The organism is Sphingomonas horti (assembly GCF_009753715.1).
Classification (GTDB): Bacteria; Pseudomonadota; Alphaproteobacteria; order Sphingomonadales; family Sphingomonadaceae; genus Sphingomonas_B; species Sphingomonas_B horti.
In genome coordinates this window covers 1-23,292 of record NZ_WQMS01000013.1, presented here as the reverse complement: position 1 = coordinate 23,292, position 23,292 = coordinate 1, and the positions used below count along the sequence as shown (strand labels likewise).

General features: G+C 68.1%; 23 protein-coding genes. 14 read left to right on the top strand and 9 right to left on the bottom strand.

The annotated features are described in order from the left end of the window. The first annotated feature begins 34 nt into the window (after window positions 1-34). From GON01_RS09650 to GON01_RS09635, 4 genes are read left to right on the top strand one after another with little or no spacing between them, the layout of a single operon-like run. The gene (locus tag GON01_RS09650; RefSeq protein WP_309503415.1) at window positions 35-967 is read left to right on the top strand and encodes a pseudouridine synthase; all 933 of its coding nucleotides are present in this window, start codon (window positions 35-37) and stop codon (window positions 965-967) included. After that, the gene (gene rsmD / locus GON01_RS09645; RefSeq protein ID WP_157027177.1) at window positions 964-1,485 is read left to right on the top strand and encodes a 16S rRNA (guanine(966)-N(2))-methyltransferase RsmD; all 522 of its coding nucleotides are present in this window, start codon (window positions 964-966) and stop codon (window positions 1,483-1,485) included. The genes GON01_RS09650 and rsmD overlap by 4 nt, the downstream gene beginning before the upstream one ends. A 50-nt stretch (window positions 1,486-1,535) precedes the next feature. Continuing rightward, entirely contained in the window at window positions 1,536-2,453 is a 918-nt protein-coding gene (locus tag GON01_RS09640; RefSeq protein ID WP_232328770.1) for a DMT family transporter, read from the top strand. A 10-nt stretch (window positions 2,454-2,463) separates the two neighbouring features. Beyond that, entirely contained in the window at window positions 2,464-5,817 is a 3,354-nt protein-coding gene (locus tag GON01_RS09635; RefSeq protein WP_181600019.1) for a UvrD-helicase domain-containing protein, read from the top strand. A 161-nt stretch (window positions 5,818-5,978) separates the two neighbouring features. Here the strand turns inward: GON01_RS09635 and GON01_RS09630 are convergent, their stop codons facing one another. After that, window positions 5,979-6,284, bottom strand: a complete 306-nt coding sequence (locus GON01_RS09630; protein ID WP_157027175.1) for a type II toxin-antitoxin system RelE/ParE family toxin — start codon at window positions 6,282-6,284, stop codon at window positions 5,979-5,981. After that, window positions 6,281-6,556 (bottom strand): type II toxin-antitoxin system ParD family antitoxin, encoded by a 276-nt coding sequence (locus GON01_RS09625; protein WP_157027174.1) that lies wholly within the window; start codon window positions 6,554-6,556, stop codon window positions 6,281-6,283. Before GON01_RS09625 ends, GON01_RS09630 begins: the two co-directional genes overlap by 4 nt. Before the next feature lie 92 nt (window positions 6,557-6,648). Between GON01_RS09625 and GON01_RS09620 the strand changes: the two genes are divergently transcribed. The 8 genes from GON01_RS09620 to aroB all read left to right on the top strand — a co-directional run bounded on the left by GON01_RS09620 (window position 6,649) and on the right by aroB (window position 13,741). Then, window positions 6,649-7,062: a hypothetical protein gene (locus tag GON01_RS09620; protein WP_157027173.1), complete on the top strand. Its 414-nt coding sequence runs from the start codon at window positions 6,649-6,651 to the stop codon at window positions 7,060-7,062. A gap of 50 nt (window positions 7,063-7,112) precedes the next feature. Further along, complete coding sequence (locus GON01_RS09615; RefSeq protein ID WP_157027172.1) at window positions 7,113-7,625, top strand: MgtC/SapB family protein; 513 nt, start codon at window positions 7,113-7,115, stop codon at window positions 7,623-7,625. 14 nt (window positions 7,626-7,639) lie between these two features. Beyond that, on the top strand, window positions 7,640-8,548 hold the full coding sequence (locus GON01_RS09610; RefSeq protein ID WP_181600018.1) for a DUF481 domain-containing protein: 909 nt from the start codon (window positions 7,640-7,642) through the stop codon (window positions 8,546-8,548). An 81-nt stretch (window positions 8,549-8,629) separates the two neighbouring features. Next, the gene (locus tag GON01_RS09605; protein WP_181600017.1) at window positions 8,630-9,916 is read left to right on the top strand and encodes an MFS transporter; all 1,287 of its coding nucleotides are present in this window, start codon (window positions 8,630-8,632) and stop codon (window positions 9,914-9,916) included. Further along, entirely contained in the window at window positions 9,913-10,833 is a 921-nt protein-coding gene (gene cysK / locus GON01_RS09600; RefSeq protein ID WP_157027169.1) for a cysteine synthase A, read from the top strand. Before GON01_RS09605 ends, cysK begins: the two co-directional genes overlap by 4 nt. Window positions 10,834-10,943: 110 nt before the next feature. Continuing rightward, window positions 10,944-12,092: a cell wall hydrolase gene (locus GON01_RS09595; RefSeq protein ID WP_181600016.1), complete on the top strand. Its 1,149-nt coding sequence runs from the start codon at window positions 10,944-10,946 to the stop codon at window positions 12,090-12,092. Between the two features lie 39 nt (window positions 12,093-12,131). Continuing rightward, window positions 12,132-12,665, top strand: coding sequence for a shikimate kinase (locus tag GON01_RS09590; protein WP_157027167.1), 534 nt, complete (start codon window positions 12,132-12,134; stop codon window positions 12,663-12,665). Next, a complete protein-coding gene (gene aroB / locus GON01_RS09585; RefSeq protein WP_157027166.1) occupies window positions 12,662-13,741 on the top strand; it encodes a 3-dehydroquinate synthase in 1,080 nt (359 codons plus the stop codon). Before GON01_RS09590 ends, aroB begins: the two co-directional genes overlap by 4 nt. On the opposite strand, the gene GON01_RS09580 is transcribed toward aroB, so the two are convergent. Genes GON01_RS09580 through ettA form a run of 7 tightly spaced genes read right to left on the bottom strand, consistent with a single transcriptional unit; the run spans window position 13,738 to window position 21,260 of the window. Beyond that, on the bottom strand, window positions 13,738-14,064 hold the full coding sequence (locus GON01_RS09580) for a DUF423 domain-containing protein (protein WP_157027165.1): 327 nt from the start codon (window positions 14,062-14,064) through the stop codon (window positions 13,738-13,740). The two genes, aroB and GON01_RS09580, sit on opposite strands and share 4 nt — an antisense overlap. Beyond that, on the bottom strand, window positions 14,064-15,854 hold the full coding sequence (locus GON01_RS09575; RefSeq protein WP_157027164.1) for a monovalent cation:proton antiporter-2 (CPA2) family protein: 1,791 nt from the start codon (window positions 15,852-15,854) through the stop codon (window positions 14,064-14,066). Before GON01_RS09575 ends, GON01_RS09580 begins: the two co-directional genes overlap by 1 nt. Continuing rightward, window positions 15,854-16,279 carry an iron-sulfur cluster assembly scaffold protein gene (locus GON01_RS09570; RefSeq protein WP_157027163.1) on the bottom strand — a complete coding sequence of 142 codons (426 nt, stop codon included), beginning with the start codon at window positions 16,277-16,279 and terminating at the stop codon, window positions 15,854-15,856. Before GON01_RS09570 ends, GON01_RS09575 begins: the two co-directional genes overlap by 1 nt. Continuing rightward, the gene (locus tag GON01_RS09565; protein ID WP_157027162.1) at window positions 16,276-16,806 is read right to left on the bottom strand and encodes a CvpA family protein; all 531 of its coding nucleotides are present in this window, start codon (window positions 16,804-16,806) and stop codon (window positions 16,276-16,278) included. The genes GON01_RS09570 and GON01_RS09565 overlap by 4 nt, the downstream gene beginning before the upstream one ends. Window positions 16,807-16,816: 10 nt before the next feature. Next, complete coding sequence (gene radA / locus GON01_RS09560) at window positions 16,817-18,184, bottom strand: DNA repair protein RadA (protein WP_157027161.1); 1,368 nt, start codon at window positions 18,182-18,184, stop codon at window positions 16,817-16,819. Between the two features lie 32 nt (window positions 18,185-18,216). Then, the gene (locus GON01_RS09555; RefSeq protein ID WP_157027160.1) at window positions 18,217-19,530 is read right to left on the bottom strand and encodes an erythromycin esterase family protein; all 1,314 of its coding nucleotides are present in this window, start codon (window positions 19,528-19,530) and stop codon (window positions 18,217-18,219) included. A 50-nt stretch (window positions 19,531-19,580) separates the two neighbouring features. Then, on the bottom strand, window positions 19,581-21,260 hold the full coding sequence (gene ettA / locus GON01_RS09550; RefSeq protein ID WP_157027159.1) for an energy-dependent translational throttle protein EttA: 1,680 nt from the start codon (window positions 21,258-21,260) through the stop codon (window positions 19,581-19,583). 104 nt (window positions 21,261-21,364) lie between these two features. On the opposite strand from ettA, the gene GON01_RS09545 reads away from it, so the two are divergent. Both GON01_RS09545 and GON01_RS09540 read left to right on the top strand, forming a co-directional pair. Continuing rightward, complete coding sequence (locus tag GON01_RS09545) at window positions 21,365-22,729, top strand: M20/M25/M40 family metallo-hydrolase (RefSeq protein WP_157027158.1); 1,365 nt, start codon at window positions 21,365-21,367, stop codon at window positions 22,727-22,729. A gap of 99 nt (window positions 22,730-22,828) precedes the next feature. Then, window positions 22,829-23,116: a hypothetical protein gene (locus GON01_RS09540; RefSeq protein ID WP_157027157.1), complete on the top strand. Its 288-nt coding sequence runs from the start codon at window positions 22,829-22,831 to the stop codon at window positions 23,114-23,116. Window positions 23,117-23,292: the final 176 nt, after the last annotated feature.

The following is a 23,292-nucleotide window of genomic DNA, read 5'->3' as shown; positions in this document are numbered from 1 at the left end:
GGCTTGCCAGCAAAAAGATTTTGGGAGCGACGAAGTGCCCGCGCCGCAAGCTAAGTCACGGGAAGCGCAACGGATCGCCAAGCTGCTGGCGCGCGCCGGGGTCGCCTCGCGCCGCGAAATCGAGCGGATGATCGCGGAGCGGCGAATCGCGATCGACGGCACCGTGGTCGAGACGCCGGCGACCCTGGTCGAATCCCTCCACGGCGTCACCGTCGACGGCAGGCCGGTGAAGCCGCCGGCGCCCGCGCGCCTGTTCCGCTACCACAAGCCGGCTGGGCTGCTGACGACCGAGCGCGACCCGAAAGGCCGCCCGACCATCTACGATCGGCTGCCCAAGGGCCTGCCGCGGCTGATGCCCGTCGGCCGGCTCGACCTCAACACTGAAGGGCTGCTTCTGCTCACCACCGACGGCGAGCTGAAACGCGCGCTGGAGCTGCCGCGCACCGGCGTCCCCCGCACCTACCGCGCGCGCGCCTATGGCAATGTCACCCAGGCGCAGCTGGAGGAGCTGATCCACGGCGTCGAGATCGACGGCGTCCGCTACGGTTCGATCGACGCCAATCTCGAGCGCCGCACCGGCGCCAATGTCTGGATCGAGCTCACCCTCGCCGAGGGCAAGAACCGCGAGGTGCGCCGCGTGCTGGAGCATCTCGGCCTGCGCGTCTCCCGCCTGATCCGCACTTCCTACGGCCCCTTCGCCCTTGCCGACCTTCCCGCCGGCGCCGTCGACGAAGTCCGCCAGCACGACCTGGTCGTCTTCCGAAACACCCTGAAATCAGCTCCTCCCCGAGCTCAGCTCGGGGAGGGGGACCGCGACGCGAAGCGTCGTGGTGGAGGGGCCGCACCCCGGCCTCGAGCCGGGGGAGGACAACCTAGCCCTCCGCTTCGCTCCGGGCCCCTCCAACGCTCGCCTGACGGCAAGGGGTCCCCCTCCCCTCGGCGGCGGCGAGGGAAGGAGCCGAAATGAGGATCATCGCCGGCCGCTGGCGCGGGCGCACGCTCGTGGCACCGCCCGGCGCGGCGACCCGCCCCACCGCCGACCGCACCCGCGAGGCCCTGTTCTCGATGCTGACCTCCCGCATCGGCAGTTTCGAGGAGCTGCGCGTCGCCGACATCTTCGCCGGCACTGGCGCGCTCGGCCTTGAAGCGCTGTCCCGCGGCGCCCGCAGCTGCGTCTTCGTCGAACGCGACCGTGAGGCCGTCGCCGCGCTCAAAGCCAATATCGCGAAGCTCGGCGCAGAAGGCACCGATATCCGCGCCCAGGCCGCCGAAGGCTTTGCGGGCGGGCCGTTCGACATCGTCTTCATGGACCCGCCCTACGGCTCCGGCCTCGGCCGGAAAGTCCTGCCGCGGCTGACGCTTGAGGCAGGCGCCTGGGTCAGCATCGAAACCGCGCTCAACGAGGATGTCGAGGTCCCCGGCTTCGAAGCCGACGCCGTCCGCACGCACGGCAAGGCCAAGCTCACCCTTCTCCGCAAGCTTTGACCGCAAGCGCCGGGATGGCGCAGGCCCCACGCACGTGCCAGACGTTAGCCATGCGGAATGATAGCATGAGCGGGCGCGACTGGACCACATTGCTGGTCCTCTCGGTGCTGTGGGGCGGCTCCTTCTTCTTCCTCGCGGTCGCGCTGAAGGAGCTGCCGCCGATCACGATCATGCTGCTGCGCGTGTCGCTTGGCGCGATCCCGCTGATCGCCTTCCTCTATCTGCGCGGCGAAAGCCTGCCGACCAGCGCGCGCATCTGGGGCATGCTCGTGATCCTCGGCCTGCTCAACAATGCCCTGCCCTTCGTCCTCTACGCCTTCGCGCAGCTTCGGATCGCGAGCGGCCTCGCCTCGATCCTGAACGCGACGACGCCGCTCTGGGGCGTATTGGTCGCGCACATCTTCACCCGCGACGAGCGCGCGACACCGGCGAAGATCGTCGGCGTGCTGCTCGGCTTCGGCGGCGTCGCCGTGATGATCGGCACCGGCGCGCATCTGGGCGGCGAAGCGATCGCGATCCTGATGTGCCTGGCCGCGACGCTCAGCTACGCCTTCGCCGCCGTCTATGCCCGCCGCTTCCGCCCGCTCGGTATCCCGCCGCTGACCGTCGCGACCGGCCAACTGATCGGCGCCAGCCTCTTGCTGCTGCCGTTCAGCCTCTTGCTCGAACGGCCCTGGACGATCGCCGCGCCCGGTGCCGCCACCTGGGCCGCGATCGCCGGCTTCGCGCTGATCTGCACCAGCTTCGCCTATTGGCTCTATTTCCGCCTGCTCGCCAGCGCCGGCGCCACCAACGCGCTGCTGGTCACCTTCCTGATCCCCGTCACCGCGATCCTGCTCGGCGCCCTCGTTCTCGGCGAAGCGCTGGCGCCGCGCCACTACGCCGGCATGGCCCTGATCGCCCTCGGCCTAGCCGCCATCGACGGCCGCCCCTTCCGCCGCCTTGTGCCAAGGGCCGCCGTTCCCTAGCTGTTCACGGGTGACTCACCCGATCGCCGACCCGAACGAACCGCCCTATCTGAAGGGCCTGAACCCGCCGCAGCGCGAGGCCGTGCTGACGACCGAGGGACCGGTGCTGGTCCTGGCCGGTGCCGGCACCGGCAAGACGGCGGCGCTGACCGCGCGGCTCGCCCACCTGATCTACACCCGCCGCGCCTGGCCGTCGGAGATCCTCGCCGTCACCTTCACCAACAAGGCGGCGCGCGAGATGCGGGAGCGGATCGGCCGCATGGTCGGCGACGCGGTCGAGGGCATGCCCTGGCTCGGCACCTTCCACTCGATCGCGGCGAAGATGCTCCGCCGCCACGCCGAGCTGGTCGGCCTGCAATCGAACTTCACGATCCTCGACACCGACGACCAGCTCCGCCTGCTGAAGCAGCTGATCGCCGCCTCCGACCTCGACGAGAAGCGCTGGCCCGCCCGCCAGCTCGCCGGCCTGATCGACAAATGGAAGAATCGCGGCTGGACGCCGGCCGATGTCGACGCCGGCGAATCCGAGCTGTTTGCGAACGGCCGCGGCGCCGATCTCTACGCCCAGTACCAGGCGCGGCTGAAGGCGGTGAACGCCTGTGATTTCGGCGACCTGCTGCTGCACATGCTGGTGATCCTGAAGACTCACCGCGACGTGCTCGAACGTTACCAGCAGCGGTTCAAATACATCCTCGTCGATGAATATCAGGACACCAATGCCAGCCAGTATCTCTGGCTCCGCCTGCTCGCCCAGGCCCGCAAGAACATCTGCTGCGTCGGCGACGACGATCAGTGCCTCCCGGCCGGAACCCATATCACCCTCGCTGATGGCGAAACTCGTCCGATCGAGAAGATCAGACCGGGCGATCTGGTACTGTCCTGTTATGGCTCGGGGGAGTTTCGCCCGGCGGAAGTGACCGAGGTCTTTCGCCGGAGAGCGAAGCGGCCGCTCGTCAGGCTCCGCATGGCATCGGGGCGTGAGCTGGTCAGCACGCCCGAACATAGCCATTTCGCGGACTTCATCCGTACCGCAAGCCCGCAGAAGAACTTCGCCTATCTGATGTGGAAACGCGGCCAAGGCTATCGGCTCGGCACCAGCCAGATCTACACCCGCGGCCAGAAACGGCCGGTGATCGGCTTCAGGCAGCGCTGTCTGCAGGAAGGTGCCGATGCCGTCTGGCTCATTTCAAGTTTCGAGACGGAAGCCGAAGCGCGGGAGTGCGAACATCTCCTGAGCCTGCGCTACGGTATCTCCACCCTGCCGTTCGTCGCTCGCAAAGGCGGCAGCACGAACGGGCTGGTGCACGACCAGGCGACGCTCGACCGAATTCACCGCGCGGTGGACAGCCAAGCGCGGGCCCAACAGCTGCTGGCCGATCATGGCCTGTTGGCCGATCATCCCCATCATGTTCCGCAGACCGCGCCGGGTCGCCGCAAGGCGCTCAATCTTACACTGTATGCGGAACGGCGTGGGGCTACGCCGATGCATCGCCTGTCGCTCAGCGGCAACGATCCCGTCGATCGTGAGAAGGTTCGCGCGCTCGGCCTGAACCCGCGCGTCTATGCCCGCAATCCGGACAATTGGCGTTACGAGACGCTGTATCGCGACATGAAGAAGGTCGGGGAAATTCGTGACCGCCTCGAAGAGCATTTTGAGCTGGATGTCCAGCTCAAGGCCAATCTGCTCGGCACGGCGCTGGCGGTCCGGCCTGCCTCGACGATTCGGCCCGGTATGATGGTCGCCGGCGAAGACGGCAGCCACGACGTTGTAATCGCGGTCGAAACCGTCGACGGGAAGCAGGCCGACATTTTCGACCTCAACGTGGCGGGCACGCACAACTATGTCGCGAACGGGATCGTGACGCATAACTCCATCTACTCCTGGCGCGGCGCCGAAGTCGCGAACATCCTGAGGTTCGAGAAGGACTTCCCCGGCGCCGTTATCATCCGGTTGGAACAGAATTACCGCTCGACGCCGCACATTCTGGGCGCCGCCTCCGGGTTGATCGCGGCCAATGCCGGCCGGCTGGGCAAGACGCTCTGGACGGAAGCGGGCGAAGGCGAAAAGGTGCGCGTGCTCGGCGTCTGGGACGGGCCGGAGGAGGCGCGCCGCGTCGGCGAGCTGATCGAGGCGCACCAGCGTTCCGGCGGCGAGCTCGACGATATCGCGATCCTGGTCCGCGCCCAGTTCCAGACCCGCGAGTTCGAGGACCGGTTCATCGCGATCGGCCTGCCCTACCGCATCGTCGGCGGCTTCCGCTTCTACGAGCGGCAGGAGATCCGCGACGCGCTCGCCTATCTCCGCGTCGTCAACCAGCCGGCCGACGACCTTGCTTTCGAACGCATCGTCAACACGCCGAAGCGCGGCCTCGGCGACAAGGCGCTGGCAAAGGTCCACGCTCTCGCCCGCGCCCAAGCCATCCCGCTCACGCTCGCCGCCGCGCGTATCCTCGACACCGACGAGCTGACGCCGCAGGCGCGGCGCGCGCTCGGCAATCTGATCGGCGACATCGCCCGCTGGCGCGACATGGCCGGCCAGCTCCCGCATCCGGAGCTCGCTCGCCAGATGCTGGACGAGAGCGGCTATACGGCGATGTGGCAGGCGGACCGCTCCGCCGACGCCGCCGGGCGGCTGGAAAACCTGAACGAGCTCGTCCGCGCGATGGAGGAATATGAAAATCTTGGCGCGTTCCTCGAGCATGTCAGCCTGGTCATGGACAATGACGAGCGCGCAGGCGGCGAGCAGGTGACGATCATGACGATCCACGCCGCCAAAGGCCTGGAGTTCGACACTGTCTTCCTCGCCGGCTGGGAAGAAGGCGTGTTCCCGTCGCAGCGTTCACTGGACGAAGGCGGCAATGCGAGCCTGGAGGAGGAACGCCGCCTCGCCTATGTCGCGATCACTCGCGCCCGCCGCCGCGCCTATATCCTCCATGCCGCCAACCGTCGCATCTACGGCCAGTGGACCAGCTCCATCCCCTCCCGCTTCGTGGGCGAATTGCCGGCCGCGCATATCGAGGAGGAAACCAGCATGACCGGCGGCGAAAGCCTCTGGCGCGCCAATTGGTCCGAACGCGCCGACCCGTTCGCGAACGTCGCCCGCGGCACCGGACGCGGCCCCGGCTGGCAGCGCGCCGCTTCAGTGGGCGGCTACCAGACCACCACGGCCCGCGTCGTCGAGGCCCGCGCCAGCGCCGTCAGCCTCGGCAACAAGGGCCGCAGCGATCTCTCGCTCGGCCAGCGCGTCTTCCATCAGAAATTCGGCTACGGCACGATCGCCGAGATCGAAGGCAACAAGCTCGAAATCGACTTCGAGCAGGCCGGGCGGAAACGCGTGATGGATAGTTTCGTGAGCGTGGAGTGATGCAGGTCTAACGGGCAAGCTGTTGATGAAACAAGGTCGATCAGATTGCCCCTCTTTCGCCTTGAACTCACTCCAGTCACTGCCGCCTCCTATATCGGCAAGACAATTGCAGGCCATATTGCGATTAGTGAGCAAGGTGGTCGGCGGTGACCACGGGCCTGTTAATTCAACAGACTCTCATAATCCCGCCCCCGGTAGAAAATCCCAAGCACCTCCACCCTGTCCTCGTCGACCGCATAGGCGATCGTCACGGCGCGGCGGAATGCGATCGTGCGTAGGCCTGGCTGGATATCGTCGCGTGGCGTTCCGCGGTTTGGAAAGTGCGACAGTGCCTCGCATTGCTCGACTATCGCGTCGGTGAAGCGCTCCGCGACCTCGATCGAGGCATCCTGCGCAATATACATGAACAGGTCTTCGAGCTGCGCTTCTGCCTCGGCGTCAAGCACGACCTCGTAGCGCTTGATCATTCTTGCTCGATCGCTTCGCGCGTATGCCGGAGTTTTTCACGCACCTGCGCGATCGTTCGGGCCCGTGAAGGATCGGCGCGCAGCTTCTCATATGCCGAGACCACATCCGTTCGTAGCCAATGCTCGACCGCGCGCTCACGCTCGGCTAGCGCCCGCAACCCTTCACGAACCACTTCGCTGTCGCTCGCATAGTCGCCGGACTCGACACGTTGACGCACTGCCACCGCCATCTCCTGGGGCAGAGTGATGCTCAATTGGCGAGTCGCACGCATGGCCTATTCTCCTTTTAATAGGATTTAATCCTATCATGCGTCTGCCACAAGATGCTGTCCTACACGCCCCCCGATCGGTCATAGACTCGCGGATGACCGAGTCGCCCGCTCCTGAGCTCGCCTTCGTTCCCGTCCCGCTTGCCCGCGCGCGGCACGACGGCTGGTCCGCCGCCCGGCAGCGCATGTTCATCGAGCAGCTCTCCCGCATCGGCCTGGTCTCGGCGGCGGCGCGGGCCGTCGGGATGAGCGCCAAGTCCGCCTATGCGCTGCGCAAGCGGCCCGGCGCCGAAAGCTTCGCCGCGGCATGGGACGAGGCGGTCGGGCTCGGACAGTTCCTCGCCCAGGCGGCGGCGATCCATCGGGCGGTGGATGGCGAGGTGCGGCCGGTCTTCTATCGCGGCCGGCAGGTCGGCGAGCGCAGGGTCTATAACGACCGGCTGCTGATTGCGGTGCTGAATGCGCAAAGGCTGCGTAAGGTAACGCCTCCGCCAAAGGACGTGCCGTGACTTTCGTTACCTTTGATGCGTTCCCGGAGGCAGACCTCAGGGAGAATGACTTGGAACAGCTGTTCGACGCCAACGCTTTCCGCCTGCTGCCGCATTTTCTTGCGCTGTTGGTCGCCTATGCGCTCGCGCTGCCGATCGGCTGGAACCGGGAAAAGGAAGAGCGGAGCGCCGGCCTGCGCACCTTCCCGCTTGTCGCCGTCGCGAGTTGCGGGTTCGTGCAGGCGGCGGAGCCGCTGACGGCCAGCCACCCGGAAGCAATGGCGCGGGTCGTCGAGGGGCTGATCACCGGCATGGGGTTCATCGGCGGCGGCGCGATCCTCAGGATGAAGGACAGCGTGCGCGGCACCGCCACCGCTGCGAGCCTCTGGGCGACCGGTGCGATCGGCACGGCGGTCGGCCTCGGCAGCTACGACGTGGCGGTGATGCTGGCGGTGTTCACGATGGTTACGATGTGGGTGCTTTCGCCGCTGAAACGCAGCATCGATCCTGAAGGCGATGCCGCCGGGCCGGCGTCCGGCGGCAAAACGGGCGGCACGAACGGCTTGCCCTCGCGCCCCGAATGACTATTCCGGCCCCGATGCTGGACCAAGCGCCCCCGCCGCCGTCTGTGCAGGCGCCCGCCCCCGCCGCCGCGATTCCCGCCGACCTGAAGGCGATGCTCGACGCCGCCATCGCCGATGGCGACGCGAAGACGATCGCAAAGATGTTCGACTATGCCGCCCGGGCGCGGCCCGATCTGGCGCCCGCCTTGGCGGAGCTGCGCACAGGCTGGCAGGCACAGGTCGCCGCGCGCCAGGCAGAGACGGACGCGGCCGCCCAGCGACGGCTCGCCGATGCCGGCGCGTTCGAGCTCTGGTCCGGCCAGGTCGAGTTCGGCGCCTCCTGGTCCGCCGGTCCCACCGACAGCCTCGGCGCGCTCGCCTCGCTGGACCTGAAGCGCGACGGCATCGACTGGAGCCACCGGCTGCAGTTGCGCGGCGAGATCCAGGACACCGACGGCGTCCGCGCGGTCGAACGGCTGCTCGCCTCGTGGCAGCCGCGCTACGCGACCTCGCCCAAGGGCTATGTGTTCGGGCTCGGCCAGTTCGAGCATGATCCCGCGCTCGGCTACGACCAGCGCTACACGGCCGGCCTCGGCGCGGGCTGGTCGCTCAGTTCGGGCCGGACGCTGAAGCTGGCGCTGGAAGGCGGCCCGGCAATCCGCCGCACCATCGGCGACGGCGGCGAGGCTCAGACGCGCCTGGCCGGCCGCGGCACGCTCGATCTCGGCCTCGCGATCGGCCCCCGGCTCGATTTCACGCAACGTGTCTCGGTCTTCTACGAAGACGGCACCAGCAGCGGCCTTCTCAGCGCCGCGCTCGACAGCAAGATCTCGGACAAGCTGAAGCTCCGCCTCAGCTACGAATACCGGGTCGAGGAAGACGGGCTGCGCGGCGTCAGCACCAGTGGCTCGGTCAGCCGCGCGAGCCTCGTGTACAAGCTTTGAAGCCCGGCAAAGCTGGCCTTGGGGCGCGTGAAGCGAGTTCGCGGTTGCGGGTGACTGGTCCGCGTGACTAGGAGCGGCGCCGTGCAGGCCCAACCGTCACCGCTCGCGATCCCGGACTTTCGCGCCTACTGGATCGCCCGGTTCTCGGCGGTGCTGGCGACCATGTCGATGGTCGTGATCCTCGGCTACCAGGTCTATGACACCGCGCGCGCCGATTACGGCATGTCGGTCAGGGAAGCGAGCTTCTATCTGGGGCTGATCGGCCTTGCCCAATTCGTGCCCCTGTTCCTGCTGACGCCGGTCGCCGGCTGGGTCGCGGACCGGTTCGAGCGGCGGCTGGTCGCGCGGCTGGCGAACGGCATCGACCTGTCGATCGCGCTGACGCTCGGCATCACCACCTACACCCAAACACTCACCCTGCCGCTGCTGTTCGGCCTCGCGGCGCTGCACGGCGTCGCCCGCGTCTTCCTCGGTCCGTCGATGACGGCCATCGCCCCGAACATCGTGCCCGCCGCCGTCCTGCCCCGGGCGATCGCGATGAGCTCGATCGCCTGGCAGAGCGCGTCGGTCAGCGGGCCCGCCCTCGCCGGCTTCCTCTACAGCGTCGATCCGGCGATGCCCTATTGGATGGCGGCGGGCTTCCTCGTTGTCTCGATCCTCGCCTTGACGCCGATCCGCCGGATCATGCCCGCGGCCATGTCCGGCAGCACCCACCCGGTCCGGCAGATGGTGGACGGCCTCAGCTATGTCCGCAGCCACCGCTTCCTGCTGGGGGCGATCACGCTGGACCTGTTCGCGGTGCTGCTAGGCGGGGCGACGGCGCTGCTTCCGGTCTATGCCCGCGATATCCTGCATGTCGGACCGGAAGGCCTGGGGTGGCTGCGCGCCTCTCCGGCAGTCGGGGCCGCGGTGGTCGCCTTATGGTTCGCGTGGCGCCCCCTCCACCACAATGTCGGCGTCAAGATGCTGCTCGCGGTCGCCGGCTTCGGCCTCGCGACGCTGGCGTTCGGTTATTCCAAGTCGATGCCGGCATCGATGGCGGCACTGATCGTGCTGGGTGGCATGGACATGCTGTCGGTCTATGTCCGCTCGTCGCTGGTCCAGCTCTATACGCCCGACGCGATGCGCGGCCGCGTCTCGGCCGTGTCCGGCCTCGCCATTTCCGCGTCAAACGAGCTGGGCGAGGTCGAATCGGGCCTGCTCGCCTCCGTTCTGGGCCCCATCGGTGCAGTCGCGTTCGGCGGCATCGGCGCCATAGCGGTCGCCGGCATTTGGGCCTATCTGTTCCCGGAAATCCGCCGCGCCCGCACCTTCGATCTGCCCGAAACCGCCCTTCCCGAAGCCGTGATGCAGGAGAAGCCCGCATGAAAGCCGCCAACATCCTCGAAACGATCGGCAACACGCCGCACATCCGGATCAACCGCCTGTTCGGCGACGCCGAAGTGTGGATCAAGTCGGAGCGCGCGAACCCCGGCGGCTCGATCAAGGACCGCATCGCCCTGTCGATGGTCGAGGATGCGGAGCGCAGCGGCAAGCTGAAGCCCGGCGGCACGATCGTCGAGCCGACCTCGGGCAACACCGGCATCGGCCTCGCCATGGTCGCCGCGGTCAAGGGCTACAGGCTGATCCTGGTCATGCCCGAAAGCATGTCGCTGGAACGGCGGCGGCTGATGCTCGCTTATGGCGCGACCTTCGACCTGACGCCCAAGGAAAAGGGCATGAAGGGCGCGATCGAGCGGGCGCTGCAGATCGTCGACAGCACTGATGGCGCCTGGATGCCGCAGCAGTTCGACAATCCCGCGAACATCGCCGTGCATGCCAATGAAACGGGCCAGGAAATTCTGAGAGACTTCCGCGACTCCCCGATCGACGTGCTGATCACCGGCGTCGGCACCGGAGGCCATATCACCGGCTGCGCCGAGGTGCTGAAGAAGGAATGGCCGCAGCTGAAGGTATTCGCGGTCGAGCCGACGCTGTCGCCGGTCATCTCGGGCGGCCAGCCTGGTCCGCACCCGATCCAGGGCCTCGCCGCCGGCTTCATCCCGGAAAACCTGCACACCCAGCTGCTGGACGGAGTGATCCTGGTCGAAGCGGAGGTCGCCAAGGACATGGCGCGCCGCGCCGCGCGCGAGGAAGGCATGCTGGTCGGCATCAGCTCGGGCGCGACGCTCGCGGCGATCCTGCAGAAACTGCCCGACCTGCCCGACAATGTCCGCGTGCTCGGCTTCAACTACGACACCGGCGAACGCTACCTCTCGGTGCCGGATTTCCTGCCCGAGGCCTGATCTTGATCGCGTAAACCATCAATCTCATCTTAACCGAACTGACAGCGCGGGCGCATTCTGCTATGCGCCCGCGCTTCGTCTGCTTGGAGAGATCGCGTTTGTTCTCCGCATTGAAGGCGCGCCAGGACCTGCACGACATGATCGCCGCCGCGGTCGTGGTGCTGCTGCTCGCCACCGCCATCTGGGCCGCCCAGGGCCGCGGTCTCGTACTGTCGCGGAGCGCCCGGGTCGTGGAGCTGTCGCGGTCCGGCGCGCCGCCCGCCGACGTTCCCGCCCCGCCGGTCGAGCCGGTCCAATATGCGGACGTGACGCCCGACGACGCCGTGAAGATCAACGCGGCCATCCCGTTCTCGACTGCGCCCAACCCGGCGGCGAAGCCGTTCCGGCTGGCCAGCGGCAGCGAGGATTATGCCCGCTCGGTCGATTGCCTCGCCGCCGCCGCCTATTACGAGGCCGCGGCCGAAGGCGATGACGGCATGCGCGCGGTCGTGCAGGTCGTGCTGAACCGCCTCCGCCATCCCGCTTTCCCGAAGACGATCTGCGGCGTCGTCTTCCAGGGCTCCGACCGGGATACGGGCTGCCAGTTCACCTTCACCTGCGACGGCTCGCTCGCCCGCATCCCCTCGATTTCCGGCTGGCAGCGCGCGCGTGAGCTCGCCGAGGCCGCGCTGAAGGGCAAGGTGTACAAGCCGGTCGGCTATTCGACCCATTACCACACGAACTGGGTCGTGCCCTATTGGAGCGGGACGCTGGACAAGGTCGCAGCGGTCGGCACGCACCTGTTCTTCCGCTGGCAGGGCTGGTGGGGAACGCCGGGCGCGTTCCGCGGCGGCTATGCCGGCTCGGAGCCCGCGATCGCCAAGCTCGCGGCCTTGTCTCCGGCCCATCTGGCGGGGGCCGAGGTGCAGGTCGCTGGTGAAGGCGCCGTGACGCCCGAGAAGCTCGCCGATCGCGGCGCGCGGCAGGTGAAGATCGTCTCCCCCGGCGGCGACGCTTTCGTCGTCGTGCTCGACAAGAAGGTCGGCGCCAACAACTTCCCTGCCCTCGCGCTCGCCGCCTGCGGGCAGAAGGACTTCTGCAAGTTCATGGGCTGGACCGACCCGCACAAGGCGCCGAAGGGCTTCCCGATCGAGCCGGAGCAGCACCAGGCCCTGTCGTTCAGTTATCTGCGCAACCGCTCCAACGGCTTCGAGAAGATGCTGTGGAATTGCCGCGAGTTCAAACGCGCCGACGACAGCCAGTGCATGAAGACCAGCTAGCCTCTTAACGTCTCCGGTTTTGTGCTCTAGCCGGGGCGCATGACCGCCGCGCCCGCCTCCCGTCCTGTCGATCGCCCGATCGTGCTGATCGGGCTGATGGGCGCGGGCAAGACCACGGTCGGGCGCCGCCTTGCCCAGCGGCTCGGCCTGCCGTTCGTCGACGCGGACGAGGAGATCGAGGCGGCGGCGGGCATGACCATCACCGAGATCTTCCAGATGTTCGGCGAGGACTATTTCCGCGACGGCGAGCGCCGCGTGATCGCCCGCCTCATCGACGGCAGCCCGAAAGTGATCGCGACCGGCGGCGGCGCCTTCATGAACGAGCGCACGCGCGCGCTGATCCTCGACAAGACGACCGCGGTGTGGCTCGAGGCCGATCTGGAGACGCTGGTCGATCGCGTGCGCCGCCGCTCCACCCGCCCGCTGCTGAAGGACCGCGACCCGCGCCAGGTGCTGACCGACCTCGCCGCTGCGCGCAACCCGGTTTATGCGCTCGCGCCGATCCATGTCCGCAGCCAGCCGTCGCCGCACGACGCGACGGTCCGCGCGATCCTGAGGGCGCTCGGCCAATGACCATCGTCCCCGTCGAACTCGGCGCTCGCCGCTATGACGTGCTGATCGAAGCCGGCGCGCTCGACCGCGCCGCCGATCTGCTGGCGCCCTATGCGCGCGAGCGGCTGATCGTCGTCACCGACGAGACGGTCGCGGCCGCGCAACTGCCGCGGCTGCGCCACCCGAACCTCGTCCCGATCGTGCTGCCGGCCGGCGAGTCCACCAAGAATTGGACGCAGCTCGAAGCGCTGTGCGACCGGCTGCTGGCGCTGGAAGTCGAACGCGGCGAGCATGTGGTGGCGCTCGGCGGCGGCGTGATCGGCGATCTGGCCGGCTTTGCCGCCGCGATCGTCAAGCGCGGCATCGGCTTCGTGCAGGTGCCGACGACGCTGCTGGCGCAGGTCGACAGCTCGGTCGGCGGCAAGACCGCGATCAACGCGCGCGCCGGCAAGAACCTGGTCGGCGCCTTCCACCAGCCGAGCTTCGTGCTGATCGACCCGGCCGTCCTTGACACGCTGCCTGCGCGCGAGCTCCGCGCCGGCTATGCCGAGGTCGTCAAATACGGGCTGATCGCAGACCCCGATTTCTTCGCCTGGTGCGAGGATCATGGCGGGGAGCTGCTTGCCGGTGACCCAGCGGCCCGCGCCCATGCGATCGCCTACAGCGTCGCCGCCAAGGCCCGCATCGTCGCCGAGGACGAGCGCGAGACCGCCGACCGGCGCGCGCTGCTGAACCTCGGCCACACCTTCGGCCATGCGCTGGAGGCCGAAACCGGCTTCGGCGCTGCCCTGCTCCACGGCGAAGCGGTCGCTGCCGGTATGGGCCTCGCCTTCCGCTTCTCGGCCGCGCGCGGCCTCTGCCCCCCGTCCGACGCGACGCGGGTCGTCGAGCATCTGCGCCGGATCGGCCTGCCGCACGATGCCGTGTCCGCAGGCGTCGACGCGTCCGGCGAGCGCCTCGCCGCGCACATGGCGCACGACAAGAAGAAGGCCGGCGGCCGCGTCCCCTTCATCCTCGCCCGCGGGATCGGCGCCGCGTTCGTCGACAAGTCGATCGCGCTGGACGAGGTGGCCGCATTCCTGGACGAGCTACGTTAGCGCGCGGACCAGGCAATCCAGAGCCATGCCGCGATCATCACCGCGCCGCCCACCGGCGTGACCGCGCCCAGCCAGCGCGGCGCGCCGAAGGCCATCGCGTAGAGCGTCGCCGCGAACAGCGCCGAGCCGCCGAGCAGCGTCCAGAGCGGAGCCGACGCCGCGGAGCGGGCGAGTGCCAGCACCGCGACCGCGTGGACCAGTTGGTAGAATCCGCCGGTCCGTAGCCAGTCGGCTTCCTTGCCGGCGAAGCGGTGCGCGCCGAACGCGCCTGCGGCGATCGCGATCGCGGCGGACAGCGCCGCCAGCCGTATCAGCCAGAGCATCAGCCGCTCTCCGCCGGAATCGGGATCGCTTCCCCAGGCGGCGGCGGCTCGTTCGGACGGACCATCAATTCCTCCCCGGCATGCAGGTCGCCCGCCGTTGCCTGCGCGGCGAGCCGCTTCGCATCCACGTCGCGATAGCGCGCTTCGGTACGATCGATCTCGTCGCCGTCCACTTCGACAGCGGCCAGCGCCATCCTGCCCATGCAGATCGCGGATTCATAGACTTCGCGCACCGTCCCAGCGATCGGCGCCCCGTTCAGCCGCATCAGCTGGCGCCGGTCGAAGGCGCGCACGAACATCTGGGCATTGGGAAAGGAGTGGGCGATCGCGTCCATCGCTTCGCGGTCCAGGGTGCCGCCGTCGATGCAGAACAGCAGGAGCTGCGCCTGCTCCGCGCCCGCCTGGCGCAGCAGGTCGACGCGCGTACCGTCGCCGAAATAGACCTTGACGCCGAACTCCTGCCCCACGTCCACCTGCGACGCCTTGCGGTCGATGATCGTGACGGAAATGCCCTGCAGCGCCAGCATGAAGCCGACCGTCTGGCCGAACCGCCCCCAGCCGACCACGATCGCGTTCGCGCAGTCGTTGCGCGGGCCTTCCAGATCGGTGCGCTGCCGCGGCGGCGGCTCGCGGAAGCGGCGGCTCAGCATCATCAGGAACGGCGTCGTCGCCATCGACAGCGTCACCACCGCGCCGAACAGGCTCGCTGCCTCGGGCGCGATCAGCAGCGCGCGCTGCGCCTGCGCGAACAGGACGAAGCCGAACTCGCCCCCCTGGCTCAACAGGAGGCCGGTCGCCAGCGCAGTGCGCCATTCCTGTCCGAACCGCCGCGCGAGCCCCAGGATGATCGCGGCCTTGATCGCGACCAGCCCGGCGGCGATCGCGATAACGAACAGCGGCCGATCGGCAATCGCCTGCAGGTCGAGCAGCATGCCGACCGCGATGAAGAACAGGCCAAGCAGGATCGACCTGAACGGGTCGACATCGGCTTCCAGCTCGTGCCGGTAAGGCGAGTCGGCCAGCATCACGCCGGCCACGAACGCGCCGAGCGCGGTTGAAAGCCCAAGCGACTCCATCACCGCCGCGCTCGCCAGCACCGCGAACAGCCCAGCCGCGACGAACAGCTCGCGCTCGCCGAGCCCTCCGATCAGGCGGAACAGCGGGTTCAGGATGAACCGGCCGGCCAGCACCAGGCCGATCACTGCGCCCACGGTATAGAGCGCAAGCAGCCATCCGGGCGGCGCGCTGGCCGCGTCGGGCGCCCGCGACATCGCCGCGACGATCGTGATCAGCGGCACGATTGACAGGTCCTGCAGCAGCAGCACCGAAAAGGCGCGCTGGCCGAACGGCGTTCGCAGCCGGCCGGCGGACTCCAGCATCGGTAGTACCTGCGCGGTCGAGGACAGCGCGAGCGGCAAGCCGATCGCCAGCGCCGCTTCCGTCGTCAGTGGCGTCACCGCATAGACGAACGCCGCCAGCGCCAGCCCGCACAGCACCACCTGCGCCAGGCCGAAGCCGAAGATGTCGTTCCGCAATCGCCACAGCCGACGCGGCGACAGCTCCAGCCCGACCAGGAACAGCAGCAGCGCTATGCCGATCTCGGCGATGCCGAGCTTGGCCTGTGGGTCGCCGACCAGTCCGAGCCCATGCGGACCGATGATCACGCCGCTGATCAGATAGCCGAGCGTCGCGCCGAGCCCCAGTCGCCGGAACACCAGCACCAGCACCAGCGCCGCACCCAGCATCACGAACCCGTCGCGCAGCAGCGATCCGGGTCCGTGCGCCTCCATCAGCCGCGCGCGCGCTCGGCCGCTTCGGCGGCGGCTTCAAACGGCAGCCGGATCGCCGGATGCCGTCCGCGGTGCGGCAGCGCACGCTCAAGCCGGTTCAGGTCGGGCCAGTCGCCCGGCTCGTCCCGCTCCCCTGCCAGCCACGCCGCCAGCGCGTCGCGAGCGGCCGCCAGCTCCTCCGGCGTCCGCCCGATCGCATGCGAGGCCATCAGGTTGGCCGATGCCTGCCCCAGCGCGCAGGCCGACACCTCCAGCCCCAGCGCGGCGATCCGTCCGCCTGCGTCCAGCACCACGTCGGCGACGACGCGGCTGCCGCATGTCGCGGACCTTTTGTCGGCGGAGCCTTGCGGATCGGGCAACCGCCCCAGATGGGGGATCGTGGTCGCCAGCCGCAGCAGCGCCGCGTCGTAGAGCGGTGCGTTCATGGCCCGGCGCTGCCGTTGTCGGCCTCGCGAAGCGCGCCGCGCCGCTGGTTCATATAGTCGACCATCGCCCGGCTGGTCGCGCTCATAAGCGAATAGGTCCGCGCCTTGCGCACCCAGTCGGGCCGGTGCGCCGGGCCGCCGCGCACCGTATCGATCACCAGCGTCGCCAGCAGAAACAGCAGCGCCGCCAGGATCAGCCCCTTGACGAAGCCGAACCCGAACCCGAGCACGCGGTCGACGGGGCCCAGCACCGACTGCCGCGTCCGCTTGCCGAGCGCGCGCGCGAGCAGCCGCCCGACGATGAAGGTTCCGCCGAACAGCAGCACCACGGCCGCGACCGCGGCGCCGGACGGCGACCCGATCGGACCAGACAGGGCGTCCATCACCGGCGTGTGGAAGAAGGTCACCGCCATCACGGCGAGCACCCAGGCGATCAACGACAATGCCTCGTGCACGAAGCCGCGCAGCGCGCCCAACACCGCGCCTCCGCCCATCAATACCAGCGCAACGACATCCAGAGCGGTCATGCCGGGGTGGCTAACCGCGCCCGAGGAGATGGTCAACGAGCGCGCCCAGCCGGGCAAAGCCCGAAAGCCGCACGCCGGCGCTGTCCTTCAGGCTGGACGGGACCAGCGCCCGCTCGAAGCCGAGCTTTGCCGCTTCCTTCAATCGCAAGGCGCCGTGCGCGACCGGGCGTAGCTCGCCGGATAGAGCGACCTCGCCGAACGCGACCGCATCTGACGGCAGCGGCCGCTCCGTCAGCGCCGACACCAGCGCAGCAGCGACGGCCATGTCGGCGGCGGGATCGGACACGCGGTAGCCGCCCGCGACGTTCAGATAGACTTCGGCGCTGGAGAAGCTGAGCCCGCACCGCGCCTCCAATACCGCCAGGATCATCGCCAGCCGCCCCGCATCCCAGCCCACGACGGCCCGCCGCGGCGTAGCCCCGCTCGCCAGCCGCACCGTCAGCGCCTGGATCTCGACCAGCACCGGCCGCGTGCCTTCCAGCGCCGGAAACACGATCGCGCCGCTCACCGTCTCGTCACGGTGCGTCAGGAACAAGGCGGAGGGGTTGGAGACCTCGTCCAGCCCCAGCTCGCCCATCGCGAACACGCCGATCTCGTCGGTGCCGCCGAACCGGTTCTTGATCGCGCGCAGGATACGATATTGGTGGCTGCGCTCGCCTTCGAAGCTGAGCACGGTGTCGACCATATGCTCCAGCACGCGCGGACCCGCGATCGACCCGTCCTTGGTGACGTGCCCGACCAGCACCACCGCCGTGCCGCGCTCCTTGGCGAAGCGGATCAGCTCGCCGGCCGAAGCGCGCACCTGGCTGACCGTGCCCGGCGCGCCTTCGATCAGGTCCGAATGCATGGTCTGGATCGAATCGATCACAAGCAGGTCGGGCACCGCGCCCTGCAGCGTCGTCAGGATGTCGCGCACCGATGTCGCGGCGGCGAGCTGCACCGGCGCACTGCCCAGCCCGAGTCGACGCGCGCGCAGCCGCACCTGGTCGGCCGCTTCTTCGCCCGAGACATAAGCGACCGCCTTGCCCGCTCCCGCCAGTTTCGCCGTCGCCTGCAGCAGCAGCGTCGACTTGCCGATGCCGGGGTCGCCGCCGATCAGTGTCGCCGAACCTGCCACGAAGCCGCCGCCCAGCGCCCGGTCCAGCTCTGCGATCCCGGTCGGCATCCGCGCCGGCAGCGACACGTCGGCATTGAGCCCGACCAGCTCGATCGCCCGCCCGCCGGACTGGAGATTGTGCCGCGCCTGGAACGGCGTCACCACGGCCCCAGCATCCTCGACCAGGCTGTTCCATTCCTGGCAGTCGCCGCACTGCCCCGCCCATTTCGGCGAAACCGATCCGCAGACCTGGCAGACATAACGCTTCTGGGGCTTGGCCATGGCCCAAGCTTAGGAACAAAAGGCGACCGGCGCTAGAGCCCGAACGGCCAGGTTTCGTCGGCGCCGTGCTCCTCGGGCCCGGGCAGCGGCGTGACCGCCTGCGTTCGGTCGAACCAGATGAACGCGTCATACTGCTTTGGCAGCGTCGCTTCGGAATAATGGCTCCAGCGCTCGGTCGCAGGCCGATAGATCACGCCGATATAGCGCTCCAGCCGCTCCTCCATCAGCGCCTCGCGGACCTCGGAGTGCTCGCCGTCGCGGAGATCGAGCAGGAACCGCTCCTGTCCGCTGTCGTGCATCAGCCGCTCGTAGCTGTCCGGACGGGACGGATTGACCTGCTTGATCTTCATCGGCGCGTCCCAGTCGTCCGCCGCCGCGACCGTGCCGGCGTGGGTCCCAAAGCCGATCAGCCGCGCCTTGTCGCCGTGCGCCTCGCGCACCAGCTGCCCCAGGTTCAGCTCCTCCCGTCCCTGCCCCATGTCGGTAAAGCGCGCGTCGCCGATATGGCTGTTGTGCGCCCAGACGACCGCCTTTGCGTCCGGTCCCTTCCAGCGCAACAGCAGTTCCAGCGTGTCGGCCATATGCTCGTCACGCAGGTTCCAGCTCGCTGCCGAGCCGTGGTACATGGCGCGGTAATAGGCCTCGGCATTGGCGACCAGCCGCGCATTCTGGGCAGCATCGATGAACGCGTCCGGATCGCCGTCGACATAGGCTTGCTGCCTGGCGAACAGGTCGCGCAGCGTCTGCACGACGGCCTTCTCGCACCGGCCATAGCCTTCGCTGAGCGCGATCCGGCCGTAGATCGCCGGCTCCTCCTTCCACGGCTTCAGACAGCCATAACGCCGCCGCGCGTCCGCAGCCGCCTCCGGGTCGACACGATCGAGATAGCCGATCACCGCCCCGATCGAGCCATTCATGTTGTAGAGGTCGAGGCCGTGGAAGCTGACCTTTCCGTCGGCCCGATTATGGTCGCGCAGCCATTCGACGAAGGCCGCGAACTCGGCGTTGCGCCACATCCAGGTCGGGAAACGCTTGAACGGCGCCTCGGCCTCCGGGGATGCCGGCTTGTCCCGCACGATCCGGTCGATCACTGCCGCGTCGGGCCAGTCCGCCTCGACCGCCACCATCGTGAAGCCGTGCCGCTCGATCAACGCTTTCGTGATCGCCGCCCGCGCGCGGTAGAATTCCGACGTCCCGTGACTCGCCTCTCCAAGGCAGACGACCCGCGCCTCGCCGAACCGGTCGAAGAAGGTGCCGAACGCCGGATCGTCAATTTCCGGCAGCGGCTCGGCCGCGCGGGCAATCAGCTCGGCGGCACTCCGCGCCTGCACTTCCAGTTCCGCCATGTCCTGCTCCTGTCATTAAGGAACAGAACGAGCGGCGGAGCCGAGGGTTCTTACCGCGTCAGCTTCTTGTAGCTCATCCGGTGCGGGCGATCGGCTTCGTCACCGAGGCGGCGGCGCTTGTCTTCCTCATAGGCCTCGAAATTGCCCTCGAACCATTCTACATGGCTGTCGCCTTCGAATGCCAGGATGTGAGTCGCGAGCCGATCGAGGAAGAAGCGGTCGTGGCTGATCACCACGGCGCAGCCGGCGAAGCTTTCGATCGCTTCCTCCAGCGCGCGCAGCGTCTCGACGTCGAGGTCATTGGTCGGCTCGTCGAGAAGCAGCACGTTGCCGCCCTTCTTCAGCATCTTGGCCATGTGCACCCGGTTGCGTTCGCCGCCCGAGAGCTGGCCGACCTTCTTCTGCTGGTCCGGGCCCTTGAAGTTGAACGCGCCGACATAGGCGCGGGTCGACATCTCGTGCTTGCCGATCGTCATCAGGTCGTGCCCGCCTGACACTTCTTCCCAGACATTCTTGTTGGGATCGAGCGCGTCGCGGCTCTGATCGACATAGCCGAGCTGCACGGTCGGGCCGATGTCGATCTCGCCCGAATCGGGCTTTTCCTGGCCGGTGATCAGGCGGAACAAAGTCGACTTGCCAGCACCGTTCGGGCCGATCACGCCGACAATGCCGCCCGGCGGCAACGTGAAGCTCAGGTCCTCGAACAGCAATTTGTCGCCATAGGCCTTCGAGACATTCTTCACCTCGATGACCTTGCCGCCCAGCCGCTCCGGCGTCTGGATGACGATCTGTGCCTTGCCGGGCGCGCGCGCTTCCTGTTTCTCGACCAGCTCGTCGAAGGCGCGGATGCGGGCCTTGGACTTGGCCTGGCGGGCCTTGGGAGACTGCCGGATCCATTCCAGCTCGTCCTTGATCGCCTTCTGGCGCCCGGCTTCCTCGCGCTCTTCCTGCTCCATGCGCTTGGCCTTGGCCTCGAGCCACTTGGAGTAATTGCCCTCGAACGGAATGCCGCGGCCGCGATCGAGCTCCAGCACCCAACCGACGACATTGTCGAGGAAATAACGGTCGTGGGTGACGAGGATGACGTTGCCCGGATAGTCGATCAGGTGCTTTTCCAGCCACTGGACGCTTTCCGCGTCGAGGTGGTTGGTCGGCTCGTCGAGCAGCAGGATGTCGGGCTTTTCCAAGAGCAGCCGGCAGAGCGCCACGCGACGCTTCTCGCCGCCTGACAGACTGGTGACCGGCCAGTCGCCCGGCGGGCACCTGAGCGCGTCCATCGCGATTTCGAGCTGGTTGTCGAGCGTCCAGCCGTCGACCGCGTCGATCTTCTCCTGAAGCTCGCCCATCTCGGTCATCAGCGCGTCGAAATCGGCGTCCCCGGGCGGGTCCGCCATCAGGTTCGAGATCTCGTTGAACCGGTCGACTAAGTCCGCCACGGGGCGGACGCCATCCATCACGTTTTCCTTGACGGTCTTGTTCGGGTCGAGCGCCGGTTCCTGCGCCAGATAGCCGACGCGGATGCCTTCCGCCGCCCAGGCCTCGCCCTGATACTCGGTATCATAGCCGGCCATGATCTTCATCAGGGTCGACTTGCCGGCGCCGTTGACGCCGATGATCGCGATCTTGGTGCCCGGCAGGAACTGCAGGTGGATGTTGTTCAGCACCGGCTTGGGCTGGCCGGGGAAGGTCTTGGTCAGGCCCTTCATCACAAAGCTATACTGCACGGCCATCGGCCACGGTCTCCGGTGTTCGATTGTCGTTGAGGATTGCGCGCGCCCGTAGCGCAAGGCGCCGGGGCTTGGCAAACGCGTGTTCCGGTAGGTAGGGCACACCCATGCAAATACAACGGCTCGCACTCCTCGCCCTTCCCTTTCTCCTGGTCGCGGCGGCGCCGCCGCACGATCCCGCCAAGCTGCGCGACGCGGCGTTGAAGGACGACACCGCCTGGAAGATCACCGAAGGCCTGACGACGGAGATCGGGCCGCGCCTCGCCGGCAGCCCAGAGGAAGCGCGTGCCCGCGACTGGGCCGTGCAGAAGCTGAAAAGCCTGGGTTTCAAGAACGTCCGCATCGAGACCTTCGACATTCCCGGCTGGGAACGCGGCGAGGAGCGCGGCGCTATCGTCGCGCCATACCCGCAGCCGGTGGCGCTGACCGCGCTCGGCTATAGCGGCGCGACCCCGCCCCAGGGCGTCGAGGCGCCGCTTGTCGCCTTCCCGAACGTCGCCGCCCTCCAGGCCGCGCCCGCCGATCAGGTCAAGGGCAAGATCGTCTATGTCGGCAACGAAATGCGCGCGACGCAGGACGGGTCGAGCTACGGCTATTTCGGTGCGGTCCGCCGCTCCGCGCCCAGCATCGCGTCGCAGAAAGGCGCGCTGGCGATCGTGATCCGGGGGCTCGGCACCGACAGCCACCGCGTGCCCCACACCGGCACCACCAATTTCGAACCGGGTGTCACGCCGATCGCCGCCGCCGCGCTGTCGAACCCCGATGCCGACCAGATCGAGCGCATCGTCGCTGACGGCAAGCCGATGACGCTCCGCCTCGTCATCACGCCGCGCGCGGTCGGGCCGCGCCAATCCGGCAACGTCATCGCCGAGGTGCCGGGCAGCGATCCGTCGGCCGGCATCGTCGCGATCGGCGGCCATCTCGACAGCTGGGACCTCGGCACCGGCGCGATCGACGATGCCTCGGGCGTCGCCATCACCGCCGCCGCCGCCAAGCAGATCATGGACGCAGGGCGGCCGCGCCGCACGATCCGCGTGATCTGGTTCGGCAGCGAGGAGATCGGCGGGCTTGGCGGCCGCGCCTATTTCGAGCGGCACAAGGCCGAGCCGCATGCCGCGGTGGGCGAATCCGATTTCGGCGCGGACCGGGTCTGGCGATTCGAGACCAAGCTCAATCCCGCGGCCGCGCCGCTGGTCGGACGCCTGGAAGCAGCGCTCTCGCCGCTGGGCATCGCCAAGGGATCGGGCAGCGCCAGCGCAGGCGCCGATCTCGGGCCGTGGGTGCGCGCCGGCACCAACGGCATCGACCTCGACCAGGACGGCTCGCGCTATTTCGACATCCACCACACGGCGGACGACACGCTCGACAAGATCGATCCCGCCCAACTGGCGCAGAATGTCGCCGCCTGGACCGCTATGCTGGCGATCGTCGCGAACGCCCCGGAGACGCTCGTGGCCGGCGCTCGGGAGTAACTCTACTGAAACAGTTTGACTAAGTCTCGCTTGCCGCTAATTACGCGTCCGCGACGGCAACGGGCCGGGCGCACGTTATTTCCCTTGGGGAGCACAGGAATGAAGAAGCTGATCGTTGTTGCTGCTGCCGCCGGCCTGATCTCGCTGGCTGCTTGCAATAAGAGCACTCCGGCCGAGAACGCCTCGGACAACACCGCTGCGGCGCTGGAGAACACCGCCGACAACCTCGAAGCGGCTGCCGACAACGCGACCAACGCGACGACCGAGAACGCGCTCGAGAACGCCGCCGACAACGCCTCGGCCGCTGCCGACGCTGCCAAGGAAGCGGGCGACAACAACGTTGCCGTCAACGCTGCCGAAGCCAACGCGGCTGCCGCGAAGAAGTAAGCTTTCGCTGCTTCAAGCTTTCGAAGGGCGGTTCCGAAAGGAGCCGCCCTTTTCGTTTGGGAGAAGCGGACGCTGATCGGATGGCCCCGATGGAAAGCAGATGGGGTGGATGGCTCCCGCTCCCGGCATCTGAGTGCCAAAGTGTGGTTGCTGTCGAAGCGTCCACGCACGAGAGG